Origin of the sequence: Corynebacterium maris DSM 45190 (genome assembly GCF_000442645.1) — a bacterium.
Taxonomy (GTDB): Bacteria; Actinomycetota; Actinomycetes; order Mycobacteriales; family Mycobacteriaceae; genus Corynebacterium; species Corynebacterium maris.
This window is the reverse complement of record NC_021915.1, coordinates 2,621,776-2,647,179: the sequence shown is the minus strand read 5'-3', so window position 1 is coordinate 2,647,179 and position 25,404 is coordinate 2,621,776. Positions and strand designations below refer to the sequence as shown.

Annotated in this window: 26 protein-coding genes; 17 read left to right on the top strand and 9 right to left on the bottom strand. The window is 67.8% G+C overall.

Annotated elements, in window-relative coordinates; all coding sequences use genetic code 11:
• Nucleotides 1–111: 111 nt before the first annotated feature.
• From B841_RS13690 to B841_RS12300, 3 genes are all read right to left on the bottom strand, one after another.
• A complete protein-coding gene (locus tag B841_RS13690; RefSeq protein ID WP_084482051.1) occupies nucleotides 112–1,545 on the bottom strand; it encodes an LCP family protein in 1,434 nt (477 codons plus the stop codon).
• A 63-nt stretch (nucleotides 1,546–1,608) separates the two neighbouring features.
• Nucleotides 1,609–2,355 (bottom strand): CPBP family intramembrane glutamic endopeptidase, encoded by a 747-nt coding sequence (locus B841_RS12305; RefSeq protein WP_020935825.1) that lies wholly within the window; start codon nucleotides 2,353–2,355, stop codon nucleotides 1,609–1,611.
• Nucleotides 2,345–3,487, bottom strand: coding sequence for an amidase (locus B841_RS12300; protein WP_020935824.1), 1,143 nt, complete (start codon nucleotides 3,485–3,487; stop codon nucleotides 2,345–2,347). Before B841_RS12300 ends, B841_RS12305 begins: the two co-directional genes overlap by 11 nt.
• A gap of 34 nt (nucleotides 3,488–3,521) precedes the next feature.
• Between B841_RS12300 and pheA the strand changes: the two genes are divergently transcribed.
• Genes pheA through B841_RS13475 form a run of 3 tightly spaced genes read left to right on the top strand, consistent with a single transcriptional unit; the run spans nucleotide 3,522 to nucleotide 5,793 of the window.
• On the top strand, nucleotides 3,522–4,466 hold the full coding sequence (gene pheA, locus B841_RS12295; protein WP_020935823.1) for a prephenate dehydratase: 945 nt from the start codon (nucleotides 3,522–3,524) through the stop codon (nucleotides 4,464–4,466).
• Nucleotides 4,463–5,128 carry a histidine phosphatase family protein gene (locus B841_RS12290; protein ID WP_020935822.1) on the top strand — a complete coding sequence of 222 codons (666 nt, stop codon included), beginning with the start codon at nucleotides 4,463–4,465 and terminating at the stop codon, nucleotides 5,126–5,128. The genes pheA and B841_RS12290 overlap by 4 nt, the downstream gene beginning before the upstream one ends.
• Nucleotides 5,129–5,169: 41 nt before the next feature.
• Entirely contained in the window at nucleotides 5,170–5,793 is a 624-nt protein-coding gene (locus B841_RS13475; RefSeq protein ID WP_020935821.1) for an SAM-dependent methyltransferase, read from the top strand.
• A gap of 101 nt (nucleotides 5,794–5,894) precedes the next feature.
• Here the strand turns inward: B841_RS13475 and B841_RS12280 are convergent, their stop codons facing one another.
• From B841_RS12280 to B841_RS12265, 4 genes are all read right to left on the bottom strand, one after another.
• Nucleotides 5,895–6,446, bottom strand: coding sequence for a hypothetical protein (locus B841_RS12280; RefSeq protein WP_020935820.1), 552 nt, complete (start codon nucleotides 6,444–6,446; stop codon nucleotides 5,895–5,897).
• Nucleotides 6,447–6,570: 124 nt separating this feature from the next.
• Nucleotides 6,571–6,918 carry a metallopeptidase family protein gene (locus tag B841_RS12275; protein ID WP_020935819.1) on the bottom strand — a complete coding sequence of 116 codons (348 nt, stop codon included), beginning with the start codon at nucleotides 6,916–6,918 and terminating at the stop codon, nucleotides 6,571–6,573.
• Nucleotides 6,915–8,009, bottom strand: a complete 1,095-nt coding sequence (locus tag B841_RS12270; protein WP_041631908.1) for a septum formation family protein — start codon at nucleotides 8,007–8,009, stop codon at nucleotides 6,915–6,917. Before B841_RS12270 ends, B841_RS12275 begins: the two co-directional genes overlap by 4 nt.
• A 34-nt stretch (nucleotides 8,010–8,043) precedes the next feature.
• Complete coding sequence (locus tag B841_RS12265) at nucleotides 8,044–8,796, bottom strand: GntR family transcriptional regulator (RefSeq protein ID WP_020935817.1); 753 nt, start codon at nucleotides 8,794–8,796, stop codon at nucleotides 8,044–8,046.
• Nucleotides 8,797–8,895: 99 nt separating this feature from the next.
• Here B841_RS12265 and serS point away from each other — a divergent pair, with 99 nt between their 5' ends.
• From serS to B841_RS12235, 6 genes are all read left to right on the top strand, one after another.
• Nucleotides 8,896–10,155, top strand: a complete 1,260-nt coding sequence (serS, locus tag B841_RS12260; protein WP_020935816.1) for a serine--tRNA ligase — start codon at nucleotides 8,896–8,898, stop codon at nucleotides 10,153–10,155.
• A gap of 6 nt (nucleotides 10,156–10,161) precedes the next feature.
• Entirely contained in the window at nucleotides 10,162–11,112 is a 951-nt protein-coding gene (locus B841_RS12255; protein ID WP_020935815.1) for a lysophospholipid acyltransferase family protein, read from the top strand.
• Nucleotides 11,113–11,136: 24 nt separating this feature from the next.
• On the top strand, nucleotides 11,137–11,967 hold the full coding sequence (locus B841_RS12250) for an HAD family hydrolase (RefSeq protein WP_041632394.1): 831 nt from the start codon (nucleotides 11,137–11,139) through the stop codon (nucleotides 11,965–11,967).
• Nucleotides 11,968–12,096: 129 nt separating this feature from the next.
• Nucleotides 12,097–12,516, top strand: coding sequence for a hypothetical protein (locus B841_RS12245; protein ID WP_156844817.1), 420 nt, complete (start codon nucleotides 12,097–12,099; stop codon nucleotides 12,514–12,516).
• Nucleotides 12,513–12,950, top strand: a complete 438-nt coding sequence (locus B841_RS12240) for a hypothetical protein (protein ID WP_020935812.1) — start codon at nucleotides 12,513–12,515, stop codon at nucleotides 12,948–12,950. Before B841_RS12245 ends, B841_RS12240 begins: the two co-directional genes overlap by 4 nt.
• Nucleotides 12,947–13,258 carry a transcriptional regulator gene (locus tag B841_RS12235; protein WP_020935811.1) on the top strand — a complete coding sequence of 104 codons (312 nt, stop codon included), beginning with the start codon at nucleotides 12,947–12,949 and terminating at the stop codon, nucleotides 13,256–13,258. The genes B841_RS12240 and B841_RS12235 overlap by 4 nt, the downstream gene beginning before the upstream one ends.
• 217 nt (nucleotides 13,259–13,475) lie before the next feature.
• On the opposite strand, the gene B841_RS12230 is transcribed toward B841_RS12235, so the two are convergent.
• The gene (locus B841_RS12230) at nucleotides 13,476–13,703 is read right to left on the bottom strand and encodes a recombinase family protein (protein WP_020935810.1); all 228 of its coding nucleotides are present in this window, start codon (nucleotides 13,701–13,703) and stop codon (nucleotides 13,476–13,478) included.
• A 106-nt stretch (nucleotides 13,704–13,809) separates the two neighbouring features.
• Between B841_RS12230 and glpK the strand changes: the two genes are divergently transcribed.
• A complete protein-coding gene (gene glpK / locus B841_RS12225) occupies nucleotides 13,810–15,327 on the top strand; it encodes a glycerol kinase GlpK (protein ID WP_020935809.1) in 1,518 nt (505 codons plus the stop codon).
• Here the strand turns inward: glpK and B841_RS12220 are convergent.
• The gene (locus tag B841_RS12220) at nucleotides 15,324–17,378 is read right to left on the bottom strand and encodes an N-acetylmuramoyl-L-alanine amidase (RefSeq protein ID WP_245561048.1); all 2,055 of its coding nucleotides are present in this window, start codon (nucleotides 17,376–17,378) and stop codon (nucleotides 15,324–15,326) included. The genes glpK and B841_RS12220 overlap by 4 nt on opposite strands.
• 287 nt (nucleotides 17,379–17,665) lie before the next feature.
• Between B841_RS12220 and glf the strand changes: the two genes are divergently transcribed.
• From glf to B841_RS12185, 7 genes are all read left to right on the top strand, one after another.
• Entirely contained in the window at nucleotides 17,666–18,862 is a 1,197-nt protein-coding gene (glf, locus tag B841_RS12215; protein WP_020935807.1) for a UDP-galactopyranose mutase, read from the top strand.
• A gap of 167 nt (nucleotides 18,863–19,029) precedes the next feature.
• On the top strand, nucleotides 19,030–19,656 hold the full coding sequence (locus B841_RS12210; RefSeq protein ID WP_020935806.1) for an arsenate-mycothiol transferase ArsC: 627 nt from the start codon (nucleotides 19,030–19,032) through the stop codon (nucleotides 19,654–19,656).
• 71 nt (nucleotides 19,657–19,727) lie between these two features.
• Nucleotides 19,728–20,201, top strand: coding sequence for a phosphatase PAP2 family protein (locus B841_RS12205; protein WP_020935805.1), 474 nt, complete (start codon nucleotides 19,728–19,730; stop codon nucleotides 20,199–20,201).
• Nucleotides 20,202–21,059: 858 nt separating this feature from the next.
• Nucleotides 21,060–21,695: a three-helix bundle dimerization domain-containing protein gene (locus tag B841_RS12200; protein WP_020935804.1), complete on the top strand. Its 636-nt coding sequence runs from the start codon at nucleotides 21,060–21,062 to the stop codon at nucleotides 21,693–21,695.
• 230 nt (nucleotides 21,696–21,925) lie between these two features.
• A complete protein-coding gene (locus B841_RS12195) occupies nucleotides 21,926–23,881 on the top strand; it encodes a glycosyltransferase (protein WP_020935803.1) in 1,956 nt (651 codons plus the stop codon).
• Entirely contained in the window at nucleotides 23,871–24,401 is a 531-nt protein-coding gene (locus B841_RS12190; protein ID WP_020935802.1) for a phosphatase PAP2 family protein, read from the top strand. Before B841_RS12195 ends, B841_RS12190 begins: the two co-directional genes overlap by 11 nt.
• Complete coding sequence (locus B841_RS12185; protein WP_020935801.1) at nucleotides 24,398–25,399, top strand: decaprenyl-phosphate phosphoribosyltransferase; 1,002 nt, start codon at nucleotides 24,398–24,400, stop codon at nucleotides 25,397–25,399. The genes B841_RS12190 and B841_RS12185 overlap by 4 nt, the downstream gene beginning before the upstream one ends.
• Nucleotides 25,400–25,404 lie beyond the last annotated feature (5 nt).

Genomic DNA, 25,404 nt, shown 5'->3' with positions numbered 1-25,404 from the left:
ACTGTAACGCATGTTCGGTACAGTTGCTGGGTCGGGAGGCCAGTACGCACAATCCCCGCCGTCCTCCAGGTCAAGGGGGACGACGGGGATCTCGCCGCACGGTTTCTGTGCTTAACGCATCGACTCCCACATCGCTTCGGCGGGGGCCTCGTCCCACATCACGACGTTGCCGACGGAGGTGTCCAGGAACCCGGACACCGGCACGGTTTCCGTGGACACGCCACTGCCCATCGCCAACGCCACGCGGGCCAGGTGCCACACGTGGTCGTTCTCGCCGACGGTGAAGGTGGCGGCGCCGCTGTTGATCAGGCTGAACATCCGCACCGGGTTAATCAACGTGCCGGGCGAGGCGATCTCACCCATTAGCGCCGCGAAGAACTCGCGTTGGCGCTCCACGCGGTCGAGGTCGCCCATGGGGGTCGCGCGAGTGCGCACGTACCCCAGCGCGGTGGGCCCGTCCATCTCCTGGCACCCGGCTTGGACGTCCAGGTTCGCCAGCGGGTCGTCGATCGGATACTCCGGGCACAACTCGACGCCGCCGACGGCGTCGACCAGCCGGGCCAGCCCGCCCATGCCGATTTCCGCGTAGTGGTCGATGTGCAGGCCGGTCTCGGCTTCGACGGTTTCGGTGAGCAGTTGCGGGCCGCCGTAGGCGAAGGCGGCGTTGATCTTGTTTTCCCCGTATCCGGGGACGGTGACCAGGCTGTCGCGCGGGATGGAGATCAGCCGGGTCTCCCCGCCGCCGAGACGGGGGATGTGCAGCAGCATGATCGTGTCGGTGCGCCCGGCGCCCATGTCGCCGCCGGTGCCGAGCTCCGCGGCCTCATCCTCGGTCAGTCCTTGTCGGGAGTCGGAGCCGACGAGCAGCCAGTTGGTGCCCGGGGTGTTGGCCACCTGCTGCTCCGGGGTCGATTGGACGCGCACGAGACGGGCGTCCGCCCACAGCGTGACCACCACCGTCAAGACCGCGATGAGCGCGACGACTACGCCGAAGCAGCCCAGGCAGCCGGGGCCGCGGCGTCGGCGGCGCCGCGGCGCGCGCTGCCGGACCGGCCGGGAGGCACGCGGCGGGGCCTGCGGGGGCTCCGAAGAGCGGGGGCGGGGCTGTGGATGGGGTGGCCGCTGCTGCGACGACGGTGATTGCGGCGGGTATTGGGTCGGGCGCTGTTGCCGGGGCGGTTGCTGCTGGGCCGGTTGTCCGGCCCCGCGCACGTCGAAGCGGGTCTGGTCCGGCTGCGCCGGGCCGGGGCGGGCCGCGGACGCCCCGCCGGCGGCTCCGGCGGCTCCGGCGGCTCCAGCAGCTCCTGCCCTGCCCGCCGCACGGCCCGAATCGGGGTCACGGCGTGGGCGGCGTCGCGGCGGGTGCTTGGGGTTGGTGCGGGCGCCCGGCGTGCCCTGCGACGCCCGCTTGGCCGGGGGACGACGCCGGACGGGGCGTCCGTAGCGGTCGACGATCGGTCTGCCGTCGGCGCCGAGGACGTACTCATCGTGGGATGGCCGGCCGTCGTTGGGTGGGCGGGACCCCTCGCGTCCTGAGTCTGTCATGGGCATAGCGTAGCCCGCAGACCCGCTCCGCAGGAACTGTTCTCGGCGCGTGTGCGCCCACGCTCACAGCCCCAACCAGCTCAGATCGCCGCCGAGGGCGGTGTAGCCGACGAACGCGACCGCGTCGATGAGAAAGTGCGCGATCACCAGCGGCCAGACGCGGCCGGTGCGGTGGTAGAACCATCCGTAGACCAGGCCCATGACGATGTTGCCGAAGCCGGCGGACACCCCCTGGTACAGGTGGTAGGAGCCTCGCAGGATCGAGGACGCCGCCAGCACGGCCGGCAGGCCCCACCCGAGGTGGCGCAGCCGGGTGAACAGCCACATCACCACGACCACTTCTTCGCCGAAGGCGTTGGCCAGCGACCACAGCAACAGCACGGGCACTTCGATCTCCGGGTGCGCCATGCCGGTGGGCACGACCACCTTCGATAGCCCGGTGTGCACGGAGAAGACGTAGAGGCCGAGGCCGGGCAGCCCGATGACGGCGGCGAGCACCGCGCCCCACCCCAGGTCGGACCAGCGCCACCGCGGGATGCGCACGCCGTCGATGATCAGTAAGAACAACGCCAATCCGCCCCAGGCGAACAACACTCCGGCGCTGCACAGCTGCAGCGCCAGATCCAGCCAGGGAAACTCGGACTGGGAGACGTTCAGGGTGACTTGTTGTTCGTTGAGGGCTTCCTCGGCCAGCAGGTCGTCGATCAGTCGCAGCACGCTGCGTAAGCCCGACATGCCGAAGGTGACGGTCAGGACCAGCAGGATTTCCGCGCGCAGCCGTGTCTTCCGGGGCATGGTCTCAGCGGTCATCGGTCAGCTCCTGCGCCAGGCCGAGCAGCGTGGCTCCGTCGACGGTGACGGAGCCCAGCTGCACGGCCGTCGGTGGCCGCCCGGCCCGGGGCCACGGCACCGAGATCGCCGCCGTGCCCGCCACGTTGAACAGCGACGCCCACGGCGACCACTGCGTCTGGGCCCGGAAATTATCCTCCGGCGCCTGCCGGGCGAAATGCCCGATGGGCGGGGGATCGGCGGCCAACGTCGGGGTCAGCAGCACGTCCACGTCCCAGGACTCGTGCAGTGCCCGCGGCAACGCTGCCGCATGCGTCCGGGCGGCGGCCAACCGGGCGCCGGTGACCTCGCGGCCGCGCCAGCGCAACCAGGCGGCGAGCCCCTCGGCCTCCGGCAGGGGCGCCAGCTTGGCGGTGAACAGGTCGGTGAAAGCCTCGAAAGTCTCCGCCGCGTACTCCCAGGGGCGCACGCGGCGGACGGTGTGCCCGGCGTCGGCAAGCCGCTCGGCGGCCTGCTCGGCGCTGCGCAGCCAGTCCTCGTCCACCTCGACCGGGGCGAACAGCGGCTCGAAGAGCACCCCGACCCGGACGTGACGACGCCGCGGAACGAGGCCGTGCAGGAACGCGGAGTCGGCCACCGAACGGGTGAGGAACCCCTGCGCGGACAGCCCCTCGTGCGCCGGCATGAACCCGACGAGCCCGGTCGCGGCGGCCGGCACCCGGATCGACCCGCCCCCGTCGGAGGCGTGCGCCGCCCGCACCAGCCCGCGCGCCACCATCACCGCGGCGCCGCCCGACGAGCCACCCGGAGTACGGCCCGGATACAGCGGATTATCCGGCGCCGGCAGGCCCACCGGCTCGGTGTGGATGGTCAACCCCAGCTCCGGGACGGCGGACTTGCCCGGAATCACCGCGCCCTGGGCTTCCAGGCGGGCGAGAAAAGGCTCGGTGTACTCGGCTGGCCGGATGCGCCGCACCGACCCGAAGGTCGTGGGCATCCCGGCGACGTCGTATAAGTCCTTCGCCGGGATCACCCACCCGTCCAACCGTCCCGCCCCGGTGGGACGCCTGTCCAGATCGACGTGGACGAAACCGTGTTCCTCCGGTGACAGCGCGGCGAGATGAGCGGCGAGACGCTCAAGGGTGTGGACCATGCGTTCTACTCTAAGGCTGGATAAGCTGACGGTCATGACTACCACCGTCGCCTACCTGGGGCCGGCCGGAACGTTCACTGAGGCCGCACTGCAACAATTCACCGACCGCGGCGCCTTCGGCACCGCCGACGTCACCCCGCTGCCGTGTGCCTCCCCCGCCGCCGCCCTCGACGCGATCCGCGACGGCCGCGCGCACTACGCCGTCGTCGCCATCGAAAACTCCGTCGACGGCGCCGTCACCGGCACCTACGACGCCCTCGTGGAAGGCGACCGCTCCGTGCAGATCTTCCACGAACTCGAAATCGAGATCGCCTTCGACGTCATGGTCCGCCCCGGCACAACGCTTGCCGACGTCACCACCTTCGCCACCCACCCCATCGCCCACCAACAGGTGCGCCACTGGCTGGCCAAACACGCGCCCCACGCCGAATTCGTCCCCGCCTCCTCCAACGCCGCCGCCGCCCAACTCGTCGCCGAAGGCAAGGCCGACGCCGCCGCCGCGCCGGGCCGCGCCGCCGAGATCTTCGGGCTGGACACCCTCGCCGAAGGCGTCGCCGACCGCAACGACGCCCGCACCCGCTTCGTCGTCGTCGGCGCCCGCGACGCCCCCACCGCCCGCACCGGCAACGACACCACCCTGGTGGTGTTCACCCTGCCGAATGAACCCGGCACCCTGGTCTACGCCCTGCAGGAATTCGCCCAGCGCGGCGTCAGCCTCTCCCGGATCGCCTCGCGTCCGAACCCCGACAAGACCCGCACCTACCGCTTCTACGTCGACGCCGTCGCCCACATCGACGACCTGCCGCTGGCCGAAGCGCTGCGCGCGCTGTGGCTGCGCGCCGAAGACATCTCCTTCTTAGGCTCCTGGCCCTCCGCCCACGAAGACGGCCGCGACGACGCCCTGGCCGCCGACCTCGCCCGCCTCGACGAAGCCACCGCCTGGGTCACCGCCGCCCGCACCGGGAAGGCGGACCAGTGACCGGACGCCTCATCCTCGTCCGCCACGGACAAACCACCTCCAACGTGGTGCGCAAACTCGACACCCTCCCACCCGGCGCGGAACTGACCGCCATGGGCCGCTACCAGGCGCACCGGGTGGGGGTGGAGCTCGCCGAATTCTGCGGCGTCGCGCCGGGGCACAAGGGGCGCATCCAGTCGGTGACCACGTCGGTGGCGATCCGCGCGCAACAGACCTCCATGATCCTGGCGCGCGCCCTCGAGCACGCCGCCACGTTGCCGCGCCGGGCGATGAACGTGCAGGTGCGTGCGGGCATCCACGAGGTCGCCGCCGGCGACTACGAGATGCGCGGCGACGACGACGCCCATCGGGAATACGTGCAGGCCATGTTCGGGTGGTTACGCGGCGACCCGGAGGCACGCACCCCGCGGGGCGAAAATTACACGCAGCTGCTCGGCCGATACCGGCCGGTGCTGGAAGAGTTGGCGGACACGCATCCGGATGGGGATGCGGTGGTGGTCAGCCACGGCGCCGCAATCCGGACGGTGGCCTCGCATGCGGCGGGCCTGGAGCCGACGTTCGCGTTGGAAAACTACCTGAACAACTGCCGTTTCGTGGTGCTGGAACCGAACGGCCGGAACTTCGGCCAGTGGTCCGTGGCCCGGTGGGGCGACTCGTTCTAAAACCAATGGCGGCGCCGGGGAATTAGTCCTATAACGGGAGTATGAACAACCAAGAGATGTGGGAATCCCGTTACCGGGACCAAGACGGACACACGCCCGACGGGGTGGATCCTCACCCGGTGGTGGTGGAACAGGCCGAGGAACTGATCGCCCGGGCATCGTCTGCGGGCGGGGGAGCGGGCGACCTGCAGGCCGCCGACCTAGGATCCGGGGCCGGACGCCACACGGTGGCTCTCGCGGGGTTGGGGATGCGGGTCACGGCCGTGGATTTCGCGGATTCCGCCCACGACGTAGTCGGCCGCGACGCGGAGCATCGTGGCGTCACTGAACGCATCACGTCGGTGACGGCGGACGTGGCGGAGTGGTGGCCGGACGGGTCGGTGAAGTTCGATCTGATCGTGGTGGCGTATCTCCACTCGGGGCTGGAACCGTTGCGCCGGGCGCTGCAGTGGCTGGCGCCGGGCGGACGGCTGGTCTGGATCGCCCACGCCCCCGACAGCCCGCACGGCCCGCCGCCGTCGGTGCCGAGGGAGAGCCTCACGGAATACCGCGAGCTGCTGGGCGGCCTCGACGAAAAGCAGGCTCGAGTACTGCGACTGGAGGAATATCAGCTCGACGAGGAGTTTCTGGACGTGCTCGCGGTGCTCGAACGGCTGCCCCAGTGACTTGACCTGCCCGTGGGGGACTCAGAGACAACCGGTGAGCAGAGCCACCCGGATGCTCAGCGAACCAAGGAGGCTAGAGGGGTGCCCGTCGATGGTGTCACTCATTCTTTTCCTTCTCGACGCAGGGGCACGGGGCAGGACACCTGTCCCCGGAGCCGCCAGTACAGCGCCACCGCCGTGAGCGCCAGCCCACCCGCCGCCAGATAGGGCTGTGCCGGAGCGAACCAGGTCAACGCCCCCGAGTATCCCACTGCGAGGAGCACGAGCTTATTGCACACCGGGCAACCGACCGCGAACCAGGCGAGTATCCCGCCGACCATCCCGAAACGCCCGGCCCGGCGCTGCTGCGGGGTTTCCGTGCCGTCGTCGTCATCGTCGTCGCCGCCGGGCGTGCGCACGAAGGTGGCGATGAGCATGCCCGACAAGATCGAGGTCAGGATCCACACCGGGTAGTTCCACCCCACCGCGGGGATGTCGCGGGTGAAAAAGGGGTTGGGTATCAGGACGCTGGGCAGGCCGATGAGCACTGCCACGACGAGCGCTGCGACCGCTGCGACGAGGATGTGGCGGCCGGTCCACAGGGACAGCGCGGTCAGCGCGTCCGGACGTTTCTTGTGGGAACTCTCCAGTTCCAGGACCGCCGAGTAGTTCATGCGCGCCACTCTGCCACACATCGACTACGGAGGAGAGGCACCTACGCGACTTAGCCGATTCTGGGCCGTGGTCATCATGGTGCGTGGTCACGCCCCTACTGGGGCGGGGAGGCTGACGGAGACGTCAGCCCCAGCCGAGGAGATGCAGCTGGTCTTCCTCGATGCCGAAGTAGTGGCCGATCTCGTGGAAGACGGTGACCTCCACCTCGTGGGCGAGCTGCTCCTCGGAATGGCAGATGGCCTCGAGGGCTTTCTTGTAGATGAAGATCGCGTCCGGCAGGAAGCCGGTGTGGTCGTGGGTGCGCTCGGTCAGGGCCACGCCCTCGTATAACCCCAGGATGGTGGGGTCGTCCTCGTTGTGGTCGCGCACCAGGATCACGACGTTACGGAGTCGACGGGCGAACTCATCGGGGAGTTTGTCCAGCGCGTCGTCGACCATCTCGTCGAAGCGCTCCTCGCTCACGGAGATCATGGGGCGGGCGCGCCTCCTTCTGCCGGGGCAGGTCCGTCCTCGGGGGCGGGGGCCGGTGGGCGCACCGGGTCGCGCTCCGGCGGGGGCGTCGGCTGCTCGCCGTCGATGGTGAAGCCTTCGGGGCCGTCGGTCGCGGAGCCGTTGAGCACGGAGAAGAACTCGGTCTCCTCGTTGGCATGGACCAGCCCGCAGTTCGTGGAGCGCGATCCTCCCTCCCAAGAGGCCGACGGGATGACGTTCCAGTAGGGCTGCAGCGTCGACTGGTACAGATCTTCTTCCTCCCCGAGGTAGTCGATGGCCGCGTCGGTGCACACCTCCCGCAGGTGGGCGTCTTGTTCTTCGACGCCGGGGGCGCCGTCGGGGAAGACGCCGGAGAGGTCGGCGACGGCGGTGATCTCGATGTGGTGGTCTTCATCGCAGCCGACCACGTTCAGCGAGTCAGAGCCGTCGACGAATTGGCATTCTCCGGGCTGGGCGACGCGCGCCTGGTCCTGCTCAGCGGCATAGCCGGTCGTCTTGACGGGCTGGCCCGAGGAGTCGGTGGACTGCACGCCGCAGAGCAGGGTGCGGTCGCCGGCCGCCCACCGTTCCGGCGGGGGCAGGATCGAGGCGACGGAGTACCGACCCAGCGGATCGTAGTTGCCGTCGAGGTAGCGCACGGTCGGGTTCAAGCACAGTTCTTCGCGCAGCTGCGCCTGACGGGTGGTGTTGGGGATCTCGGAGTCGCGGCCGAATTCACTGGCCGGATACGCGGCCAGGTCCTCCCGGGAGGAGACCTCGAAGCGGTGCGGCTCCTCGCAGGAGATGCGTTCGAAGGATTCGACCTCTCCGTCGGGGGTGAACTCCCAGGTCAGGCAGGTTCCGGCGTCGGCGGTGGTGAAGGGGGTGGCGCGCGGGACGTCGGTCGCGGATTCGCCTGGCGCGGTGCTGGTGGACGTCGTGGCGTCGCCGCCCGCCGCGGTGTCCGCGCCATTGCCGTCCGCGACGTATTGGTAGGAGCCGACGGCGACGGCCGCTGCGAGCGCGCCGATGAGCCCGACGTTCACCGCAGTTGCGGAGCGCCAGGCACGGCGGGAGCTGCTGCTACTCATTGTGCTCCTATTGTGCACGCGTCGGGCCCGAAAATCATATTGCTCGGGCGATATGGGAATGAAGCCGATACCTGTCTGAACGATACAAGGAGGCGCACCATTCCACCGGCCGGTCGCCGGCCAGGGATTGCCGGACCACATGTAGCAGGGCGGTGCCGGGGTCGACGTCGAGCTCTGCGGCGACCCGGCGGGTGGCGGAGACCGCCGTGACGGTCTGTTCCGCGTGCGTCACCGGGGCGCCGTAGTCTTCCGCCAGGATCGCGTACACGGAGCGGTAGACGTCGTTTTCCAGCAGATTCGGGGCGATGTCGGCGTTATACCAGGCGTCGTCGATGGAGTAGGCCTGGTCGTCGCCGAGGCGCAGTCTACGCAGGTGGATCTGCGGTTGGCGCGGATCCACGCCGAAAAAGGCGGTGACCTCGGGCGGGGCGGGGGCGCGTTCGGACGACAGGATGCGGGACGAGGCCCGCACTCCTTGCGTGGCCATCTCCGCGGAGAAAGACGCCAGCTCCATGCGAGAAATCAGTGGGTTGGGGGCGACAAAGGTCCCTTTGCCGCGGATGCGGTGCAGTCTGCCCTCGGCGACCAGATCCCCGATGGCGCGCCGCACGGTGATGCGCGAGACCCCGTAGAAGTCCTCGATGGCGCGCTCTCCGGGGAGCATGTCTCCCGAGCTCAACACGGTGGAGCACAGTTCCTCGAGGATGGCGCGCAGCTGAGCGTGTTTCGGCGGCGGCCCCTCGGTGATCTCACGGGGCAGAAGGTAAGAAGCGTCATGCTCAGACATGGTTTCCATCCTACCGGACTGGTTATGACCAGTGGGGGCCTTCGCGCGGGGGCGGGGCGTGGGCGCGGTGAGCGGGAAGTCGCGGTAAGGTCTGAAGGTGTGATTGACCTCAAATTCCTCCGCGAAAACCCCGCCGTCGTCCGTGAAAGCCAGGTCAACCGGGGCGAAGACCCCGCCCTGGTCGACCAGCTGCTCGCCGCCGACGAGCGTCGCCGTGAAGCCATTTCCGCCGCCGATGTCCTGCGCGGCGAGCAGAAGGCCTTCGGCAAGAAGATTGGCCAGGCCTCCCCGGAGGAGCGCCCGGCGCTGCTGGAGGGCTCCAACGAGCTCAAGGCCAAGGTCAAGGACGCCGAAGAGCGTCAGAAGGGAGCCGAAGCCGAGGTCCACGACCTGCAGTTCAAGCTCTCCAACGTCGTCGCCGGCGCCCCCGCCGGCGGCGAGGACGACTTCGTCGTGCTCGAGCACATCGGCGAAAAGCGGGAGTTCGACTTCGAGGTCAAGGACCACCTGGAACTCGGCGAATCCTTGGGCATGATCGACATGAAGCGCGGCACCAAGGTCGGCGGGGCGCGTTTCTACTACCTCACCGGCGACGGCGCCTTCCTGCAGCTGGGCATGATGATGCTGGCCGCCCAGAAGGCCCGCGACGCAGGCTTCAGCCTCATGATCCCGCCCGTGCTGGTCCGCCCGGAGATCATGGCCGGCACCGGCTTCCTCGGCGAGCACTCCGACGAGGTCTACTACCTGGAGCGCGACGACCTGTACCTCGTCGGCACCTCCGAGGTGGCCCTGGCCGGCTACCACTCTGACGAGATCATCGACCTTTCCGACGGGCCGCTGCAGTACACCGGCTGGTCCTCCTGCTTCCGTCGCGAAGCCGGCTCCTACGGCAAGGACACCCGCGGCATCCTGCGCGTGCACCAGTTCGACAAGTTAGAGATGTTCGTTTACTGCGACCCGGCCGAGGCCGAAGAGCAGCACCAGAAGCTGCTGGACATGGAAAAGGAGATGCTCGCAGCGATCGAGGTCCCCTACCGCGTCATCGACGTCGCTGGCGGCGACCTGGGTGCCTCCGCCGCCCGCAAGTTCGACACCGAAGCCTGGATCCCCTCGCAGGGCACCTACCGCGAGCTGACCTCCACCTCGAACTGCACCACTTTCCAGGGCCGCCGCCTCAACACCCGCTACCGCGACGCGGACGGCAAGACCCAGACCGTCGCCACCCTCAACGGCACGCTGGCCACCACCCGCTGGCTCGTCGCAATCCTGGAAAACCACCAGCAGGCCGACGGCTCCGTCGTCGTCCCGGAGGCGCTGCGCCCGTTCGTGGGCAAGGACGTCATCGAGCCGGGGAAGTAACGGTAGATGGAGTTCAAGATCGCCGGCGGGCAATTTCGCGTACCCGCCGATCTGCCGGAGGTGCCCGACCATCCGGTCGAGGCCAAGGAGCGCTTCTACAATGGCTTCATCATCCGCGCGCTCAAGGCCATCCTGCGTGCCCAGGGCGTCAAGGTCACCTGCTTCGGCGCGAAGAACCTGCCCTTAGAGGGCGGGGCCCTGCTGGCGATGAACCACACGAACTACTACGACTTCATCCTCGGTGAAATCCCCGGCCACGTCCGGGGCCGCCGACTGGTGCGCTTCATGGCCAAGAAAGAAGTGTTCGACGCCCCGGTGGTCGGAACGTTCATGCGCTCCATGGATCACATCAGCGTCGACCGTAAGCGGGGCGGCACCTCCATCGACGAGGCCGTGAACCGGATCCAGTCCGGTCAGATCGTCGGCATCTTCCCCGAGGCCACCATCTCCCGCAGCTTCGAGCTCAAGGACTTTAAGACGGGTGCGGTGCGCATCGCTGCGGCCGCCGACGCTCCGCTGGTCCCCATGGTCACCTGGGGTGGGCAGCGCATCTGGACCAAGGGGCTGGACAAAAACCTCGGCCGTTCTCACGTCCCGGTGTTTATCCGGGTCGGCGCGCCCGTCGATTCCTCGGGGACCCCGGAAGAGGCCACCGCCCGGCTGAAAGCCGCGATGCAAGAGCTGCTCACCCAGGTCCGTACCGACTACGAGACTGAATACGGTCCCTTCCCGGAAGGGCTGGCCTGGCGACCGGCCTCCCTGGGTGGGGCCGCGCCGAGCCTGGCTGACGCCGACCGCATCGAAGCCGCCTACCGGGCGGAGCGCGACGCGAAGCGGGAGGCGAAAACCGCCAAGCGTGGAAAATCCACTGCCCGCCGCATCGACCGGAAAGCCGATCGCGCGCTGGGCAATGGCCCAGGACTGCTGCGTCGACTAAAGTCGCTGCTTAGACGCTAAAAACAAGGGGTTGACACTGTGGAGATGACCAGGCCGGCGCCGAAGCTGGTGGCGAGTGACATTGACGGCACGCTGCTCAATTCAGCCGACCGGGTGATTCCGCGGCTGCGTGAAGTCATCGGCCGCGCCACCGCCGCCGGCTGCGAAGTCGCGCTGGCCACCGGTCGTCCGCACCGCTGGATCTACCCCGTCCTGGAGCAGCTGCCGATCCGCCCCGTCTGCGTGACCTCCAACGGCGCGGTGCTCTATGACTCCGCCGCCGACCGCGTCCTCGACTCCCACGTGCTGGCCTCCGACACGATGGAGCACGTGCTCAGCGTCGCAGAGCGGGCACTCGCCTCTGAAGGCGGCGTCGCCGTGGCCGCTGAACGGGTCGGCGTGTCGTCGAAAGACCTGGCCGAGGACCTCTTCGTGATCGGCCCCGGTTACATGCACACCTGGGAGGAGCAGGGCTTCGGCATGGCCGAGCGCGACGAGGTGATTTCTCGTCCGTCGGTGAAAATGATCCTGCGCAACAGCCGGCTGACCGCCGCCGAGATGTACGACGCGATCATCCCGCACGTCGATCCGGAGCAGGCCTACATCACGTATTCGATGAACGAAGGCCTCCTCGAGGTCGCCGCCCCCGGCGTGACCAAGGCACTCGGAGTGGCGACTCTGGCACGGATGCACGACGTGGATCAGCAGGACACCATCGCCTTCGGCGACATGCCCAACGACATCGAGATGCTCAAGTGGGTCGGCCACGGCGTGGCTATGGCCAACGCCAACCCTTCCGTGAAGGACGCCGCCGACGAGATCACCGCCGCCAACGACGACGGCGGCGTGGCCGACGTGCTCGAGCGCTGGTTCTAGGGTTCTTCTTTAGGGGTCGGGACGCCTCGTGGGTTCGCCCTTGGTGACCTCGTGAGATGCGTTTAGACATGGACATCATCTCTGTTTTAACCATTGATTTCCACCATGGAAAGCAATAGGTTGAACACCATGGACAGCAAAGAAGCCCGGGCCGCCCTTGAAGCGGTGGCAGAGGTGGAGGGCGACGCCCGACCACGGCCCTGGTGGCCAGGGGCCCTCGTGGCGCTTTCCTACGGTGCCAGTTTATTCGCTCTTACGCTCAACACTGTTTTCTGGACCGTATTCTCATTAGTCATCCTGGTCGCGGCTGCAGCGGCGTGGTTCGCTGTGCGCGGCCGCTCCGTCCGCGAGTCCGTCCGGCAGCCGGTCGGGGTGCAGGAAGCCTGGTCCTGGCGGACGCACTGGCCGATTCTCCTGTTTCTCATTCTGATTCCCTTCCCGAGTCTGCTGAAGGTCTTCGGTGAGCCGTCCTGGCCGTCGGCTCTGGTGGTCGGGCTGCTCGGTGCAGCGGCCGGGTGGGTGCTGGTGGAAAAGGACCGCCGCCGATGAACACACCACATGACTTCTCCCTGCAGAGCACAGAAGCGCACGCCGCCCTTGACGTGGTCGCCGATGCAGAGGTCCGGGCGAAAGCACCTGGAAAAACTGGTTTTGCGGCGGTGTTCGCGGTCCTCGTCGGCCTAGGCGTCACCGTCACGATCATGAATCTCCTCCCGTGGATGCTGGGCGTCATGGCCGCGATCGTCGTCTACTACATCGTCTGGATCTTTTGCAGGCCCGGAGTGCGCGACTCCGCCCGGCAACCGGTGGACACCTCTACGAGTCGTGAACGCAGCCGCTGGTCCGCGTTCTTCCCCGTGTTGGCGATTTCCGTCGCCAACGTGCTGCCGCCGCTGTGGTGGTTGGCCGTGCCCGCGGGCCTCGTCGTCGCCCCGTTGACCTGGCGGGTGGCCATGAAATATCAGGACGTGTATTTCCGATGAGTGAACTCGACCCCGTCATCCACCCGATCAACCGGCTACGCATCTGCGCCACGCTCAACGCCGCCGGCGCCACACAAGGCGAGGTGCACCGCGAAATGAAATTCGCGACCTTGCGCGATCACGTGGGGGTTTCCGACGCGACGCTGTCCAAGCAGCTGAGCCACCTCGAGTCAGCCGGGTACGTGCACCGCAACCGCGAGTACGGGCTCAGCCGTGACCGCGACGTCGTCTGGGTGCAGCTCACGCAGAAAGGCAAGGCTGCATACGACGGGCACGTGGCCGCGCTCCGAGAGATCGCGGGGCAATAGGGCGGGGGATCCTTTGTGGACGTGTCAGGGCCAGAAGGCGTTGGCACACATGGCAGAAGTCCCTGGCGCAGATTCCGAGAGCCGACCTGTCGCAGTGCCCGGTTATGTGGACTTGTGGGTTTCTTCTGCCGTGCGGGTAGTGTTCCAGTCTCTTTGCACAATGCCCGGTAGACCGTCGCTTGGCTAACTCCGAAGACTTCGCCGATTTGGACGACGGTCATGTCTTTTTGCTCAACAGCTTCCGGGCAGTGCGCAGCTTGTCCCCGCTGAGCATCGGTGGCCGACCTCCGACCCGGCCCCTCGCTCGGGCGGCCTTCAGCCCGGCGCTGGTCCGTTCCCGGACGAGGTCACGTTCGAACTCCGCCAATGAGGCGAAGATGTGGAAGACCAGCTTTCCACCGGAGGAAGACGTATCGATGCTTTCCTGCAAGGACCGAAACGCCACCCCACACTCCTGCCGGTCGTGTCCATTAGCGTGGTGTATCTGTAACTGCCGGTAACCGACCCCATGGAAGACGTGGGCCCCGCCGCGATCGGGCACAATGAGCGATATGGTCGCCGTTCATCACACCCCGTTGATCGCCACGATCGATCAGGGGACCACCTCCAGCCGTTGTCTCATCCTCGATGCCGCCGGGCAGGTGCTGGGTTCCGCCCAATTCGAACACGAGCAGATCTTCCCCCGCCAAGGCTGGGTGGAGCACGACGCCCTGGAGATCTGGGACAACGTGCGGCGTGCGGTCTCCGCCGCGATGGTGGAGATCGACGCCGCACCCCAGGACGTCGGTGCGATCGGGCTGACCAACCAGCGGGAGACGGCCGTGGTGTGGGACAAACGCACGGGCCGGCCCATTCACAACGCCATCGTCTGGCAGGACACCCGCACAGCGGACGTCGCCGGGGACGATCCGAGACGCTGGCTGGAGCGCACGGGCCTGCTGGCGAACTCCTACCCGGCGGGCCCGAAGATCGCGTGGATTTTAGATCACGTGGACGGTGCCCGGCAGCGCGCGGAAGCCGGCGAGCTGTTGGCGGGGACGATGGACACGTGGCTGTTGTGGAACCTCACGGGCGGAGCGGCGGGCGATGCGGGGCGCCCGGCCCTGCACGTCACGGACGTCACCAACGCCTCGCGCACGTTGCTGATGGATCTGCGCACCCTGCAGTGGGATCCGCAGCTGTGCGAGGAGGTCGGGGTGCCGCCGGCGATGTTGCCGGAGATCCGGCCGTCGATCGGGGAGTTCGGCCGGGCGCGCAGCCGCGGCATCCTGCCCGGAGTGCCGATCACGGGCGTGCTCGGAGATCAGCAGGCGGCGCTGTTCGGCCAGGCCTGTTTTGCGGAGGGCGACGCCAAAAACACCTACGGCACGGGGCTGTTCATGCTGCTTAACACCGGGCCCACTCCGCATATCTCGCGGCATGGGCTGTTGACCACGGTGGCGTGGCAGGTGGCGGGGCAGGCGCCGGTGTACGCGCTGGAGGGTTCCGTGGCCGTCGGCGGCTCGTTGATTCAGTGGCTGCGCGATCAGCTGGGCATCGTGCGCGACGCCGCCGAGTCCGAGACGCTGGCCGCGCAGGTCGACGACAGCGCTGGGGTGTACATCGTGCCGGCGTTTTCGGGGTTGTTCGCGCCACGCTGGCGTGCCGACGCCCGCGGCGTCATCGTCGGGCTGACCCGGTATGTCGACCGGCGCCACCTCGCCCGGGCGGCGCTGGAGGCCACGTGCCTGCAGACGTTGGAAGTCACCGAGGCGATGTCCGCCGATTCCGGGGTGGCGCCGGAGCGGCTGCGCGTCGACGGCGGCATGGTGGCCAACGACCTGCTCATGCAGCTGCAGGCGGACGTGCTGGGGATGGACGTGCAACGCCCCGCCAACATTGAGACGACCGCGCTGGGCGCGGCGTATGCGGCGGGGCTGGGGGAGGGGATCTTCTCCAGTCTGGAGGAGATCGCGGGGCTCGTCGGCGTCGAGAGGTCCTGGTCGCCGACCATGGGAGACAAGGACCGCAGGAAGCTTGTCGACGGCTGGAACACCGCCGTCGAGAAGTCCTACGGTCTGGCCGACTAAGCGGTCTGGACGTCGGTGGTCTGGGTCGCCGGGTCGTAGGTGATGGAGCCGCCCTCGAAGTCGACGCGGACCTGATCGCCCTCGCCGGTGGCGTACTCCTCGTTCAGCGGCAGGCCGAGCGGGCCGGCGTCGAGGCCCTGGGCGGCCCAGGCGTCGGCGATGCCGCCCCACAGGGCGCGGGCGCCGACGGCGTCGGAGTCGATGATCAGGCCACGGTCGAAGAGTGCGACCTCCAGGCCGGTGTCGGCGGCGCCGGTGACTCCGCCGTTGGGCTGGCCGAGCACACCGCCGTAGAGCTGATAGACCTCGTTCCACTTGCGCTCGACGTCGGAGCCGCCGGCGATCGACAGCTGCTCCCCGCCGAGATTCGGCAGGTCGGTGACCCCGGCGCCGCGGGTGAAGCCGGCGGCGACGTTCTCGGAGGCTTGGCCCTCGAGGGCGCCGCCGTCGAGGAGTGCGGTGAGCACGAGCAGGACGACGGAGGCGCCCGCCGTGGCGAGTGCTTCCTCGTCGCCGGAGGTCAGCGACTCGACGAGGTGGGTGATGGTGCCGAAGGCGGGGCCGGCGGCCTGCGAGGAGCCGTCGTCGCTGCCGGTGGCCGGTTCCTGGGCGGCGTCGTTGGTGTCGGCGGCCTTGTTGACTGTCGAGGACGTGGTCGGGCTCGTCGAGCTCGTCGACGAGTTCGTGTCGGAGCCGGCCAGGCCGCCGCCGATGGCGTTGTAGCGCTGCGACGCGATGTCGCGGATGGTGTCCAGCTCGGCGTAGAGGTACTGGCCCGGGCACTCGTTGTAGTGGAAGTCCCGGTGGGCGTTGATGTTCGGGAAAGTGTCGCCCTGGCCCTGCGCGTAGCGGGACCCGGAGAAGGAGAACTCGGCGTAGTGCTCGTCGGTGCCCTTCGGGTCGAAGCCGTGGACCGCGGCCTTCCAGCCGGCGAGCTCGCCGATGGCCTCGAGGGCGGCCTGCGTCGGCTGGGCGTTTTGGTAGTTGCCCATCAGGGACACGCCCCAGGTGTTCTGGTTGAAGCCGCCGACATGCGCGCCCTGGACGGCCTTGTCCAGTCCGCCGGCGCGGCCTTCGTAGATGTTGCCGTACTTGTCGACGAGCGCGCCGTAACCGACGTCGCACCAGCCGAGGTTGCTCGCGTGGTACTGGTAGATGCCGCGCACGATGCCGGGCGACTGGTTCTCCGAGTAGTTGTTGGAGCCGGCGGTGTGGTGCACCGTCACGGCGCTGACCGGGTCGGAGTAGCTCGGCGAGCCACAGCGGATGGACTCGTTTGCGCGCCAACCGGCACGGGAGATGACCTCCGGCATGCCGTTGGTGTTGGAACCGTCGACGACCTGGGTGATGCCGTCGTCGGCGATCTTGCCGTCGATGAACACGGCCTCGATGTCCGAGGCGCTCAAGCGGGAACCGGCCTGGGCGACCTCGGTGACGTCGGCGACGGGCTTGATGTCGTCGTAGCTCGGGGGCACGGGCGCGCCCGCCCCGGCGGCCGGAGCGGGAGCCTGGGCCGGCGCCGGAGACTGCTCGGCGGGAGCCTGCTCAACCGGAGCTTCCTGAACCGGCGCCTGCTCAGCAGGCGCCTCCTGGGCCGGGGCCTCTGCGGTTCCGGCGTCGCCCGGGAGTTCGAGGTCGACGCCGCTGACGTTGACCTGCACGCGCGTGGTGGGCTCGACGTAGATCAGCTCCGTGCCGGTCTTGCCGTCCTCGCTGACGATGTTGAGCGGATCGGTCTGGTACCACTCGCTCCAGGAGCCGTCCTCGCGCTCGGCGCGGACGAAGGCGGCGATGTCCGCCTCGCCGTACCAGGTCAACGCGAACATGGAGAAGGGTTCGTCAGAGGCGAACTCTTTGACGGTGCGGGCGTCCTCGCCGGTGCCTTGGGTGGCGATGGCGGCGTCGTCGACGACGACGTTGTCGCCGCTGGAGAGCGAGACGGCGGTTTCGTCCGCGGTGATCGGGTCCGACCCGTCGGACTGGGTCTGAAGGACGGTGTTGCCGCCGAAGACGGCGGCGATGACGAGGGCGACGACGAGGAGTGTCGCCAACGCAGGCATCAGCCATGCTGGCGCGGTGTGAGCGCTCGCATTAAGGCGGCGTCGTTGCTGCACTGTGGAAACTCCCTAAAAATAAATATTGATCAACGCCCCGAGTGGTGAGCGCTGGTAGTCCAAACGATAGGCAGTCTATCCGAGATTCGTGATTCTTGGGAAGCAAGTAGTCAAAGTTGTATGTGTTTCTGGTGTTGCTTGTGGTATAGTTGTGAGTTTGCTGTGAGGCATCGGGTGGCCGTGTCGACGAGCGGGAGTGGCCGTAGCGTCGATAAGCTGGGGACATGACTTACGATCTCTTCGTCGTCGGCTCCGGTCTCTTTGGACTCACGGTCGCGGAACGCTTGGCCAGCCAGCTGGATAAAAAGGTGCTCATCGTCGAGCGCCGCGAGCACCTCGGCGGCAACGCCTACTCCGAGGCCGAGCCGGAAACCGGCATCGAGGTCCACAAGTACGGCGCCCACCTCTTCCACACCTCCAACAAGCGGGTGTGGGACTACGTGAATGAATTCACCGACTTCACCGACTATCAGCACCGCGTCTTCGCCATGCACGACGGCAACGCCTACCAGTTCCCGATGGGCCTGGGCCTGATCAACCAGTTCTTCGGCCGCTACTACTCGCCCGACGAGGCGCGCGAACTCATCGAGTCGCAGAAGGGCGGCCGCGACCCGAAGGAGGCGAAGAACCTGGAGGAGAAGGCGATCTCGCTGATCGGCGAGCCCCTCTACGAGGCCTTCATCAAGCACTACACCGCCAAGCAGTGGCAGACCGACCCCAAAAACCTGCCCGCCGCCAACATCACGCGCCTGCCGGTGCGCTACAACTTCAACAACCGCTACTTCAACGACACCTACGAAGGTCTGCCCGTCGACGGCTACACCGCCTGGCTGGGGCGCATGGCGGAGCATCCGAACATCGAGGTGCGCCTGAACACCGACTGGTTCGACGTCCGCGACGAGCTGCGGGCGGCCTCGCCGGACGCCCCGGTCGTCTACACCGGCCCGCTCGACCGCTACTTCGACTACGCCGACGGCACGCTGGGCTGGCGCACCCTGGACTTCGACACCGAGGTGGTGGACACCGGTGATTTCCAGGGCACGCCGGTGATGAACTACAACGACGCGGACGTCGACTACACCCGCATCCACGAGTTCCGCCACTTCCACCCGGAGCGCGAGGACGTGTATCCGAAGGACAAGACCGTGATCATGAAGGAGTACTCGCGCTTCGCGGACCAGGAGGGTGACGAGCCGTACTACCCGATCAACACGCCCGAGGACCGGGACATGCTCAAGTCCTACCGTCAGCGCGCGGCGGAGGAATCCCGGCAGAACAAGGTACTGTTCGGCGGCCGCCTGGGCACGTACCAGTACCTGGACATGCACATGGCGATCGCGTCGGCGTTGATGATGGTGGACAACCACCTGACGCCGCACTTTGTGGAAGGCGCTCCGTTGGAGCAGGAGCGCGGGCACTAGCCGCGCCGACGCCGGCCCCTCCCCGCAGTGCGGCGAGGGGCTTTTTCGGTGCCTTTTCGGCGAGGAAACCTTTGCGGGGCGGCCGGTGTGGGGAGTAAAGTTAACTTCAGGTTAACGGGCGGGAAAGCCAGGCTGACTCGCCCCGGATCGGAAAAGGAGCCCCCGTCATGATTGACCGTAACCGTTACCGCATTGTCCGCGAAGACCTTCACCGCGCTTACGACGATCAGCTGGACCCGGCCGTCATCGACCGGGTCCTGGACGAGACCGCCGCCGAAGCAGAGGCCACCGCCTCCGTCACGACGTTTTTGCCCGTCACCGTGGGCCGCGCCACCATTGACAAGCTCGAGGAGCTGGCCGTCACGAGCGTGGTCGGCGGGCTCAAACCCCGGCCGGAAGTGCTGTTCGTCTCCGGGCGCAACGCCGGGCGCTCCCAGTTCGCCGCGGCTTACGCACACCACCTGGCGGGCGATCGGGTCTTCGTCCGCGCCGTCGGGATCGAGGGCAACGACGACCCCTCCGAATCCGTGCTCAAGGTGCTCCGCGAGCGGGGCATCAGCGAAGCAGGGCTGTACAACAAGGAGATCATCGCGCGCACCGTCCACCGCAGCGACGTCATCGTCCTGCTCGGGGTGGAGGAGACGCCGGATCTGCCCGGCGACCGATACGAGTACTGGCCGGTGGCGGACCCGGCCGGGCGATCGGAGATGAAAGTCCGGGAGATCGCCGACAACATCGAGCGGCGGGTCCGCGAACTGCTGGACCGGCTCGGGGTGCTGGCGGGCGTCGCCTAAACTGAGGCGTCATCGACGCTTTCATCCTGGATCTTTTCCTCGGCGTCCGCGCCCAGTGGCTCACGCCCCCGGTGCGGGCGCTGACCGAACTGACCCGCCCGTCCGTGGTGCTGCTGTATGCGCTGGCCGTGGCGGGCGTCGCCGTGTTCCGGTCTCGACCCCGGTGGCTGTACCTGCCCGTCGCGGTGTTGTCGGCGAACCTGCTCAGTCACGCGCTGAAAGCGGTGATCGGCCGGGAGCGTCCGGGCCTGGAGCTGCAGCTGATCTACGAGTACAACCCCGCCATGCCGTCCGGGCACGCCATGGGGGCGGCGGCTTTCGCCATGGCGGTGACTTTGCTGCTGGCCGGGCGACGCCCGTGGCTGGTGGCGGGGCTGTGGGCGCTCGCGGCGGCCACGGGGATGACACGGCTTTATCTGGGCGTCCACTGGTTCACGGACGTGGTGGCGGGCTACGTCCTCGGGGCCGCGGTGGCGGCGGGGGTCTGGTTGCTCTGGCGATTCTTTGGTCGCCGGCAAGGTGCACCCGAAGTGGCGCACTGCTAACTGTGGCCGGGGTGTGCCGACGGTTTCGGTGACTGGATCCCGTGGCTCGACCTGGCATTATCGGGTAGCGAACAGGTCTTTCCCCGCCATTTAATTTGACCAGTCCTTTAATCCCGGATAGGTTAACGGTAGGTAAACGGCGCAAGGCTGGGGTTGATTGCCCTTCCTGTTCGGGGGCTCCCGCCCCGCGCACTGACAGGGGAGCTGGCTGTGAGCATCGCTGGCATGATCCGTCCGCCCCGCCGGTCAGCCGGCTGGCGAAGCTGGGCGTTCGCGCCGGCGCACACGCCGCGGTGGGGTGAGCCATCGCAGCGACGAACAACGTCGCCGGGGCTGGATGTCCCTGCCGGGCGCCTTGCGGGGGTGGGGGCGGGGGAGCGGGAAATTTTTTCCGGATTCCCGCCCGCCGCAAAGCCATAAGTGTAGGGTCATGCTTGGCAGCAAAGGTTAACCCTAAGTTAACTCCGGGTGGCCGGCAGTTCCACCGGTCCCCCCCTACGTGAGGACCCTCGCGGGTATATCGCCAGTTCAACGGTGGCAGGGGTGCAACCCCTTCCGGTTGACAGGATCTGCCTACCCGGGTAGGTTAACACTAGGTGAACAAAGAACGGCCTGACGGTTAACTTCAAAAGTTGGATCCGTCATCACGTTCCCGACTTGCAGATAAGGAGGGCAGATCCCATCAAAGTCATCACTATGGCGCCGGACCCTGGCCCCGCTTCCGGGGCTCACGGCCGCTAAGCGCGCACCCTCGACGTCCCTTATCACGTCGTCGGAATGCCTGCGCACCACAACCGAAGAACTAGCAAGTCCATCCGAGACTCAACGAGGGTCTCCACACTTTTCAAGGAGGGCGACATGAACGCCACCATTTTCAAGACCATCCGTCACGACCTGCACAACCGTTACGGCCATGCCGTCGACGCGGAGACCATCGACCTGATCGTCGACGAAACCTACGCGGCCCACAAGCGCACCGCCGCCGTCGAGCAGTTCCTCCCCATCTTCGTCGAGCGTGAAGCCGTCGAAAAGATCGAGGCACTCTGCGCCGACGAGGGCGTCGCCTCGGACGCCCGCAAGCGCATCGTCTTCGTCTCCCGTGGCAACCGCGCGCTGGCCGACGCCGCCGCCGCGATCGCGTCCCGTCTCGGCGGCGACGCCGTCCTGACCGCGTCTGCGGCCACCCACCCGGAAAACGTCCACGACTCCCAGATGGAGTCCGTGGCCGCCGAACGCGGCGTGGACATGCGCGACACCGCGATCTACCGCGGCGGCGAGCGCACGCTCGAGTCCGTCGCCGCCGTCGTCTACCTGACGCCGAACGAAACTCACGACATCAACGCCCTGCGCGCCTTCGTCTGGGACTTCCAGCGCACCGACGGCATGACCCTGGAGCAGACCCGCGAGCTCGCCGACGACCTCGGCGCCCGCGTCCAGGCCCTGCTGCTGAACCTGGACGTCCCGGTCGCCTCCGGCGCCGCCCTGGCCGCTTAACCGGCAGGGCCGGGTCAGTACCGGATCGACGCACGCCGCCGTTTCCCGCACCTCGAGTGCCGGGAACGGCGGCGTTTGGTGTGTCGCAGGTCCCAGCCAGCCCCGCAGTGCCGTGAATCTCGCCCGGGTTGCGCGCGCCGCAGGCGTGTACGGCTCTCGATTGTCGCCGCCACCCATTACGCTGGGTCGACAGAAGTGTCCACCAGGGCCGAAAGGAAGTAGCTCCCACCGTGACCGACACCACCACCGCTCCCGAGGTGCTTTCGCGCATTCTCCTTCCTCGCATCGGTGAGCCGCACGACGTGCGCATGCTCTATCTGATCGAGGCCGACCACAACAAGGACCGCGCCCACTGGGGCGACCGCTCCTCCCTCACCGTCCCCGCCGGCGCCGAGGTGTCCTTCCAGACGTACTTCAACGCTTTCCCCGCCTCCTACTGGCGCCGCTGGTCGCAGCTGGACACCGTCCTGCTCACCCTGACGGTCGCCGGCAGCGCCAACGTCTCCGTGTACCGCTCCAAGTCCGACGGCACCCGCGTGGCCGTCGAGTCGCGCCTGATCACCGACGAGACGGCGACGTTTGCACTGGAGCTGAAGAACTTCGAGGACGGCGGCTGGCTGTGGTTCGACGTCACCTGTGAAACCGAGACCACCATCTCGGAGGCCGCCTGGTGCGCCCCGCACGCCCCGGCGGCGCAGACGATGCCCGACGGCTCCACGGTCGGCCCCTTCGACAAGCGGGTGACCGTGGGCATCCCCACCTTCAACCGCCCGGCCGACGCCGTCAACGCGCTCACGGAACTGGCGATCGACCCGGTCGTCGACGAACTCATCGACGCCGTCCTCATGCCGGATCAAGGCAACCAGCACCCCGCCGACCACCCCGGCTACGACGAGGCCGTCGCCCACTTCGGCGACCGCTTCCGGGAATTCCGCCAGGGCAACCTCGGCGGCTCCGGCGGCTACTCGCGCATCATGTACGAGGCCATCGCCGACGCCGAGACCAATAGCCCGTACATCCTGTACATGGACGACGACATCGCCATCGAACCGGACTCGATCCTGCGCGCCGTACAGGCCGCCCGCTACGCCGCGAGTCCGATCATCGTCGGCGGCCAAATGCTCAACCTGCAGGAACGCTCCCAGCTGCGCACCATGGGCGAACAGGTCCACGGCCACGACTTCATGTGGGGCGCCGCCCCGCACTCGGTCTACGACCACGACTTCGCCAAGTACCCCCTCGGCCACAAGCGTCGCCCGGAGGACGAGAAGCGCCCGGACGTCTACGACTCCCGCGCGCTGCACCGCCGCATCGACGTGGACTACAACGGCTGGTGGATGTGCCTGTTCCCCCGCGTCGTCGCGGAACAGATGGGTCAGCCGCTGCCGCTGTTCATCAAGTGGGACGACACCGAGTACTCGCTGCGCGCCGGCAAGGCCGGATTCCCCACGGTGACCTGGCCGGGCGCCGCCATCTGGCACATGGCCTGGGCCGACAAGGACGACGCCATCGACTGGCAGGCCTATTTCCACCTGCGCAACCGCCTGATCGTCGCCGCCCTCAACCACGACGGCGACGTCGACGGCATCATCGCCTCACTGCGCAAGACGACGCTCAAGCACATCATGTGCATGGAATACTCGACCCTGGCGATCCAGCTCGAGGCCATGCGCGACTTCCTCGCCGGTCCCGAGCAGCTCTTCGACGTGCTGGAGACCTCCCTGCCCCGGATCCAGAAGATCCGCCAGCAGTACTCCGACGCCCGCGTCATCGAATCCGCGGCCGAGCTGCCCGCCGCCTCCGGCGCCCCGGGCGTGCCCACCGCGGACATCGGCGGCCGCCTGGGCAAAATCAAGAAGATCCCCTGGCTGCTGAAATCCGCGAAGCACCTGCTGAGCAAGGAAGACGGGCGCCACCACGAGGTCCCGCAGCTGAACCTCACCGCCGGCGAAGCCCGCTGGTTCACGCTGGCGCGCGTCGACTCCGCCACGGTGACCACCGCCGGCGGCACAGGAGTGACCTTCCGCAAGCGCGACCGCGACCTGGCCAAGCGGCTGTGGGACGAGACGACCGCGCTGCACAAGGAGATCGAGCGCGACTTCGACGAGCTACGCGCCACCTACCGCGCCGCGCAGGACCGGCTGACCAGCCGGGAGGAGTGGAAGAAGGTCTTCGATGCCCAGTGACCCGTTGCATAAGCTCAACGAGGCCGAAGTCGACGCTTTGATCCGGATCCAGGGCGTGGCCCTGGAGATCCCCCGGGTGCAGCAGGTCGCCCGCGGCCTGTCGTACTTCGGCGAGCACGCGCTCGGCTGGATGGGCACGGCTGCGGCGGGCGCGGCCGTCGACAAGCGTCGTCGCCGCCAGTGGGTCGCGATGGGCGTCTCCGCCTTCACCTCCCACGCGGCTTCCGTCGTGATCAAACGCATCGTCCGCCGCCGTCGGCCGGTGGACCCGCGCATCACGGTCGGGGTCGGCACCCCGTCGACCCTGTCGTTCCCGTCCTCGCACTCGACGTCGAGCACCGCCGCACTGGTGTCGCTGGCGCGGCTGACCGGGTCCCCGTGGCCCTTGGTCGGCGTCCCGGTGATGATGGTGTCCCGCACGGTGCTTGGAGTCCACTACCCGACCGACACCATCGTCGGTGCGGCGATCGGCGCCGCCACCGCGGGAGCAGTCCACGAGATTGAGAGGCGAACCAGGTGAGCCAGCAGCCCTACCCGTCCGAACACACGCCGGGCATCCTGCACTCGGAACCGCACACCGAGGGCATCGACAACACTCGCAAACGACAGCCCCCGAAGAACCTGCCGGACGCGATGGTCAAGTCCCTGCGTCCGAAGCAATGGGTCAAAAACGTCCTGGTCGTGGCGGCCCCCCTGGCCGCCGGCGCAGAGGCGTTCACGGCGCGCACCGCCCTGGACGTCCTGCTCGCCTTCGTCGTCTTCTGCCTGGCGGCCTCGTCGATCTACCTGGTCAACGACGCCCGCGACGTCGACGCCGACCGGGAGCACCCGACCAAGCGCTTCCGCCCGATCGCCTCCGGCATGCTGCCCATCGGCCTGGCCTACGCCATGTCGGTGGCCCTGATCGTCCTGGCCGTCGGCCTGTCGCTGCTGGCCTCCTCCGGCGTCGGACTGGCGATCGTCGTGGCGGTCTACATCGGACTGCAGCTGGGCTACTGCTTCGGCTGGAAGCACATCCCGGTGATCGACATCGCCCTGGTCTCCTCCGGCTTCATGCTGCGCGCCATGGCCGGCGGCGTGGCCGCGGGCATCGTGTTGTCGCAATGGTTCCTGCTGGTCGCGGCCTTCGGCTCGCTGTTCATGGCCTCCGGAAAGCGCTACGCGGAATACCTGCTGGCCAAGAACACCGGCGCGAACATCCGTAAGTCGCTCGAAGGCTACACCGACACCTACCTGCGTTTCGTCTGGACGATCGCCGGCGGCGGCGTGGTCATCTTCTACTGCCTGTGGGCGTTTGAGCTGTCCAACAGCGTCGGCGGCGCCGCCGCGATCTGGTACCAGATTTCCATGGTGCCGTTCATCATCGCGATCCTGCGCTTTGCCGCCACCATCGACCGCGGCGACGGCGGCGCACCCGACGAGATCGCGCTCTCTGACCGGGTGCTGCAGATCCTGGCCGTCGTCTGGGTGCTGACCATCGTGGTGGCGGTGTACGTCGTTCCGGCGCTGGCGACCTAATCTGG

Coding starts and splice junctions, on each gene's coding strand:
- B841_RS13690 (WP_084482051.1), bottom strand. CDS start 1,545: ATGACAGACTCAGGACGCGAGGGGTCCCGCCCACCCAACGACGGCCGG.
- B841_RS12305 (WP_020935825.1), bottom strand. CDS start 2,355: ATGACCGCTGAGACCATGCCCCGGAAGACACGGCTGCGCGCGGAAATC.
- B841_RS12300 (WP_020935824.1), bottom strand. CDS start 3,487: ATGGTCCACACCCTTGAGCGTCTCGCCGCTCATCTCGCCGCGCTGTCA.
- pheA (WP_020935823.1), top strand. CDS start 3,522: ATGACTACCACCGTCGCCTACCTGGGGCCGGCCGGAACGTTCACTGAG.
- B841_RS13475 (WP_020935821.1), top strand. CDS start 5,170: ATGAACAACCAAGAGATGTGGGAATCCCGTTACCGGGACCAAGACGGA.
- B841_RS12280 (WP_020935820.1), bottom strand. CDS start 6,446: ATGAACTACTCGGCGGTCCTGGAACTGGAGAGTTCCCACAAGAAACGT.
- B841_RS12275 (WP_020935819.1), bottom strand. CDS start 6,918: ATGATCTCCGTGAGCGAGGAGCGCTTCGACGAGATGGTCGACGACGCG.
- B841_RS12270 (WP_041631908.1), bottom strand. CDS start 8,009: ATGAGTAGCAGCAGCTCCCGCCGTGCCTGGCGCTCCGCAACTGCGGTG.
- B841_RS12265 (WP_020935817.1), bottom strand. CDS start 8,796: ATGTCTGAGCATGACGCTTCTTACCTTCTGCCCCGTGAGATCACCGAG.
- B841_RS12255 (WP_020935815.1), top strand. CDS start 10,162: ATGGAGTTCAAGATCGCCGGCGGGCAATTTCGCGTACCCGCCGATCTG.
- B841_RS12250 (WP_041632394.1), top strand. CDS start 11,137: ATGACCAGGCCGGCGCCGAAGCTGGTGGCGAGTGACATTGACGGCACG.
- B841_RS12245 (WP_156844817.1), top strand. CDS start 12,097: ATGGACAGCAAAGAAGCCCGGGCCGCCCTTGAAGCGGTGGCAGAGGTG.
- B841_RS12240 (WP_020935812.1), top strand. CDS start 12,513: ATGAACACACCACATGACTTCTCCCTGCAGAGCACAGAAGCGCACGCC.
- B841_RS12235 (WP_020935811.1), top strand. CDS start 12,947: ATGAGTGAACTCGACCCCGTCATCCACCCGATCAACCGGCTACGCATC.
- glpK (WP_020935809.1), top strand. CDS start 13,810: ATGGTCGCCGTTCATCACACCCCGTTGATCGCCACGATCGATCAGGGG.
- glf (WP_020935807.1), top strand. CDS start 17,666: ATGACTTACGATCTCTTCGTCGTCGGCTCCGGTCTCTTTGGACTCACG.
- B841_RS12210 (WP_020935806.1), top strand. CDS start 19,030: ATGATTGACCGTAACCGTTACCGCATTGTCCGCGAAGACCTTCACCGC.
- B841_RS12200 (WP_020935804.1), top strand. CDS start 21,060: ATGAACGCCACCATTTTCAAGACCATCCGTCACGACCTGCACAACCGT.
- B841_RS12190 (WP_020935802.1), top strand. CDS start 23,871: ATGCCCAGTGACCCGTTGCATAAGCTCAACGAGGCCGAAGTCGACGCT.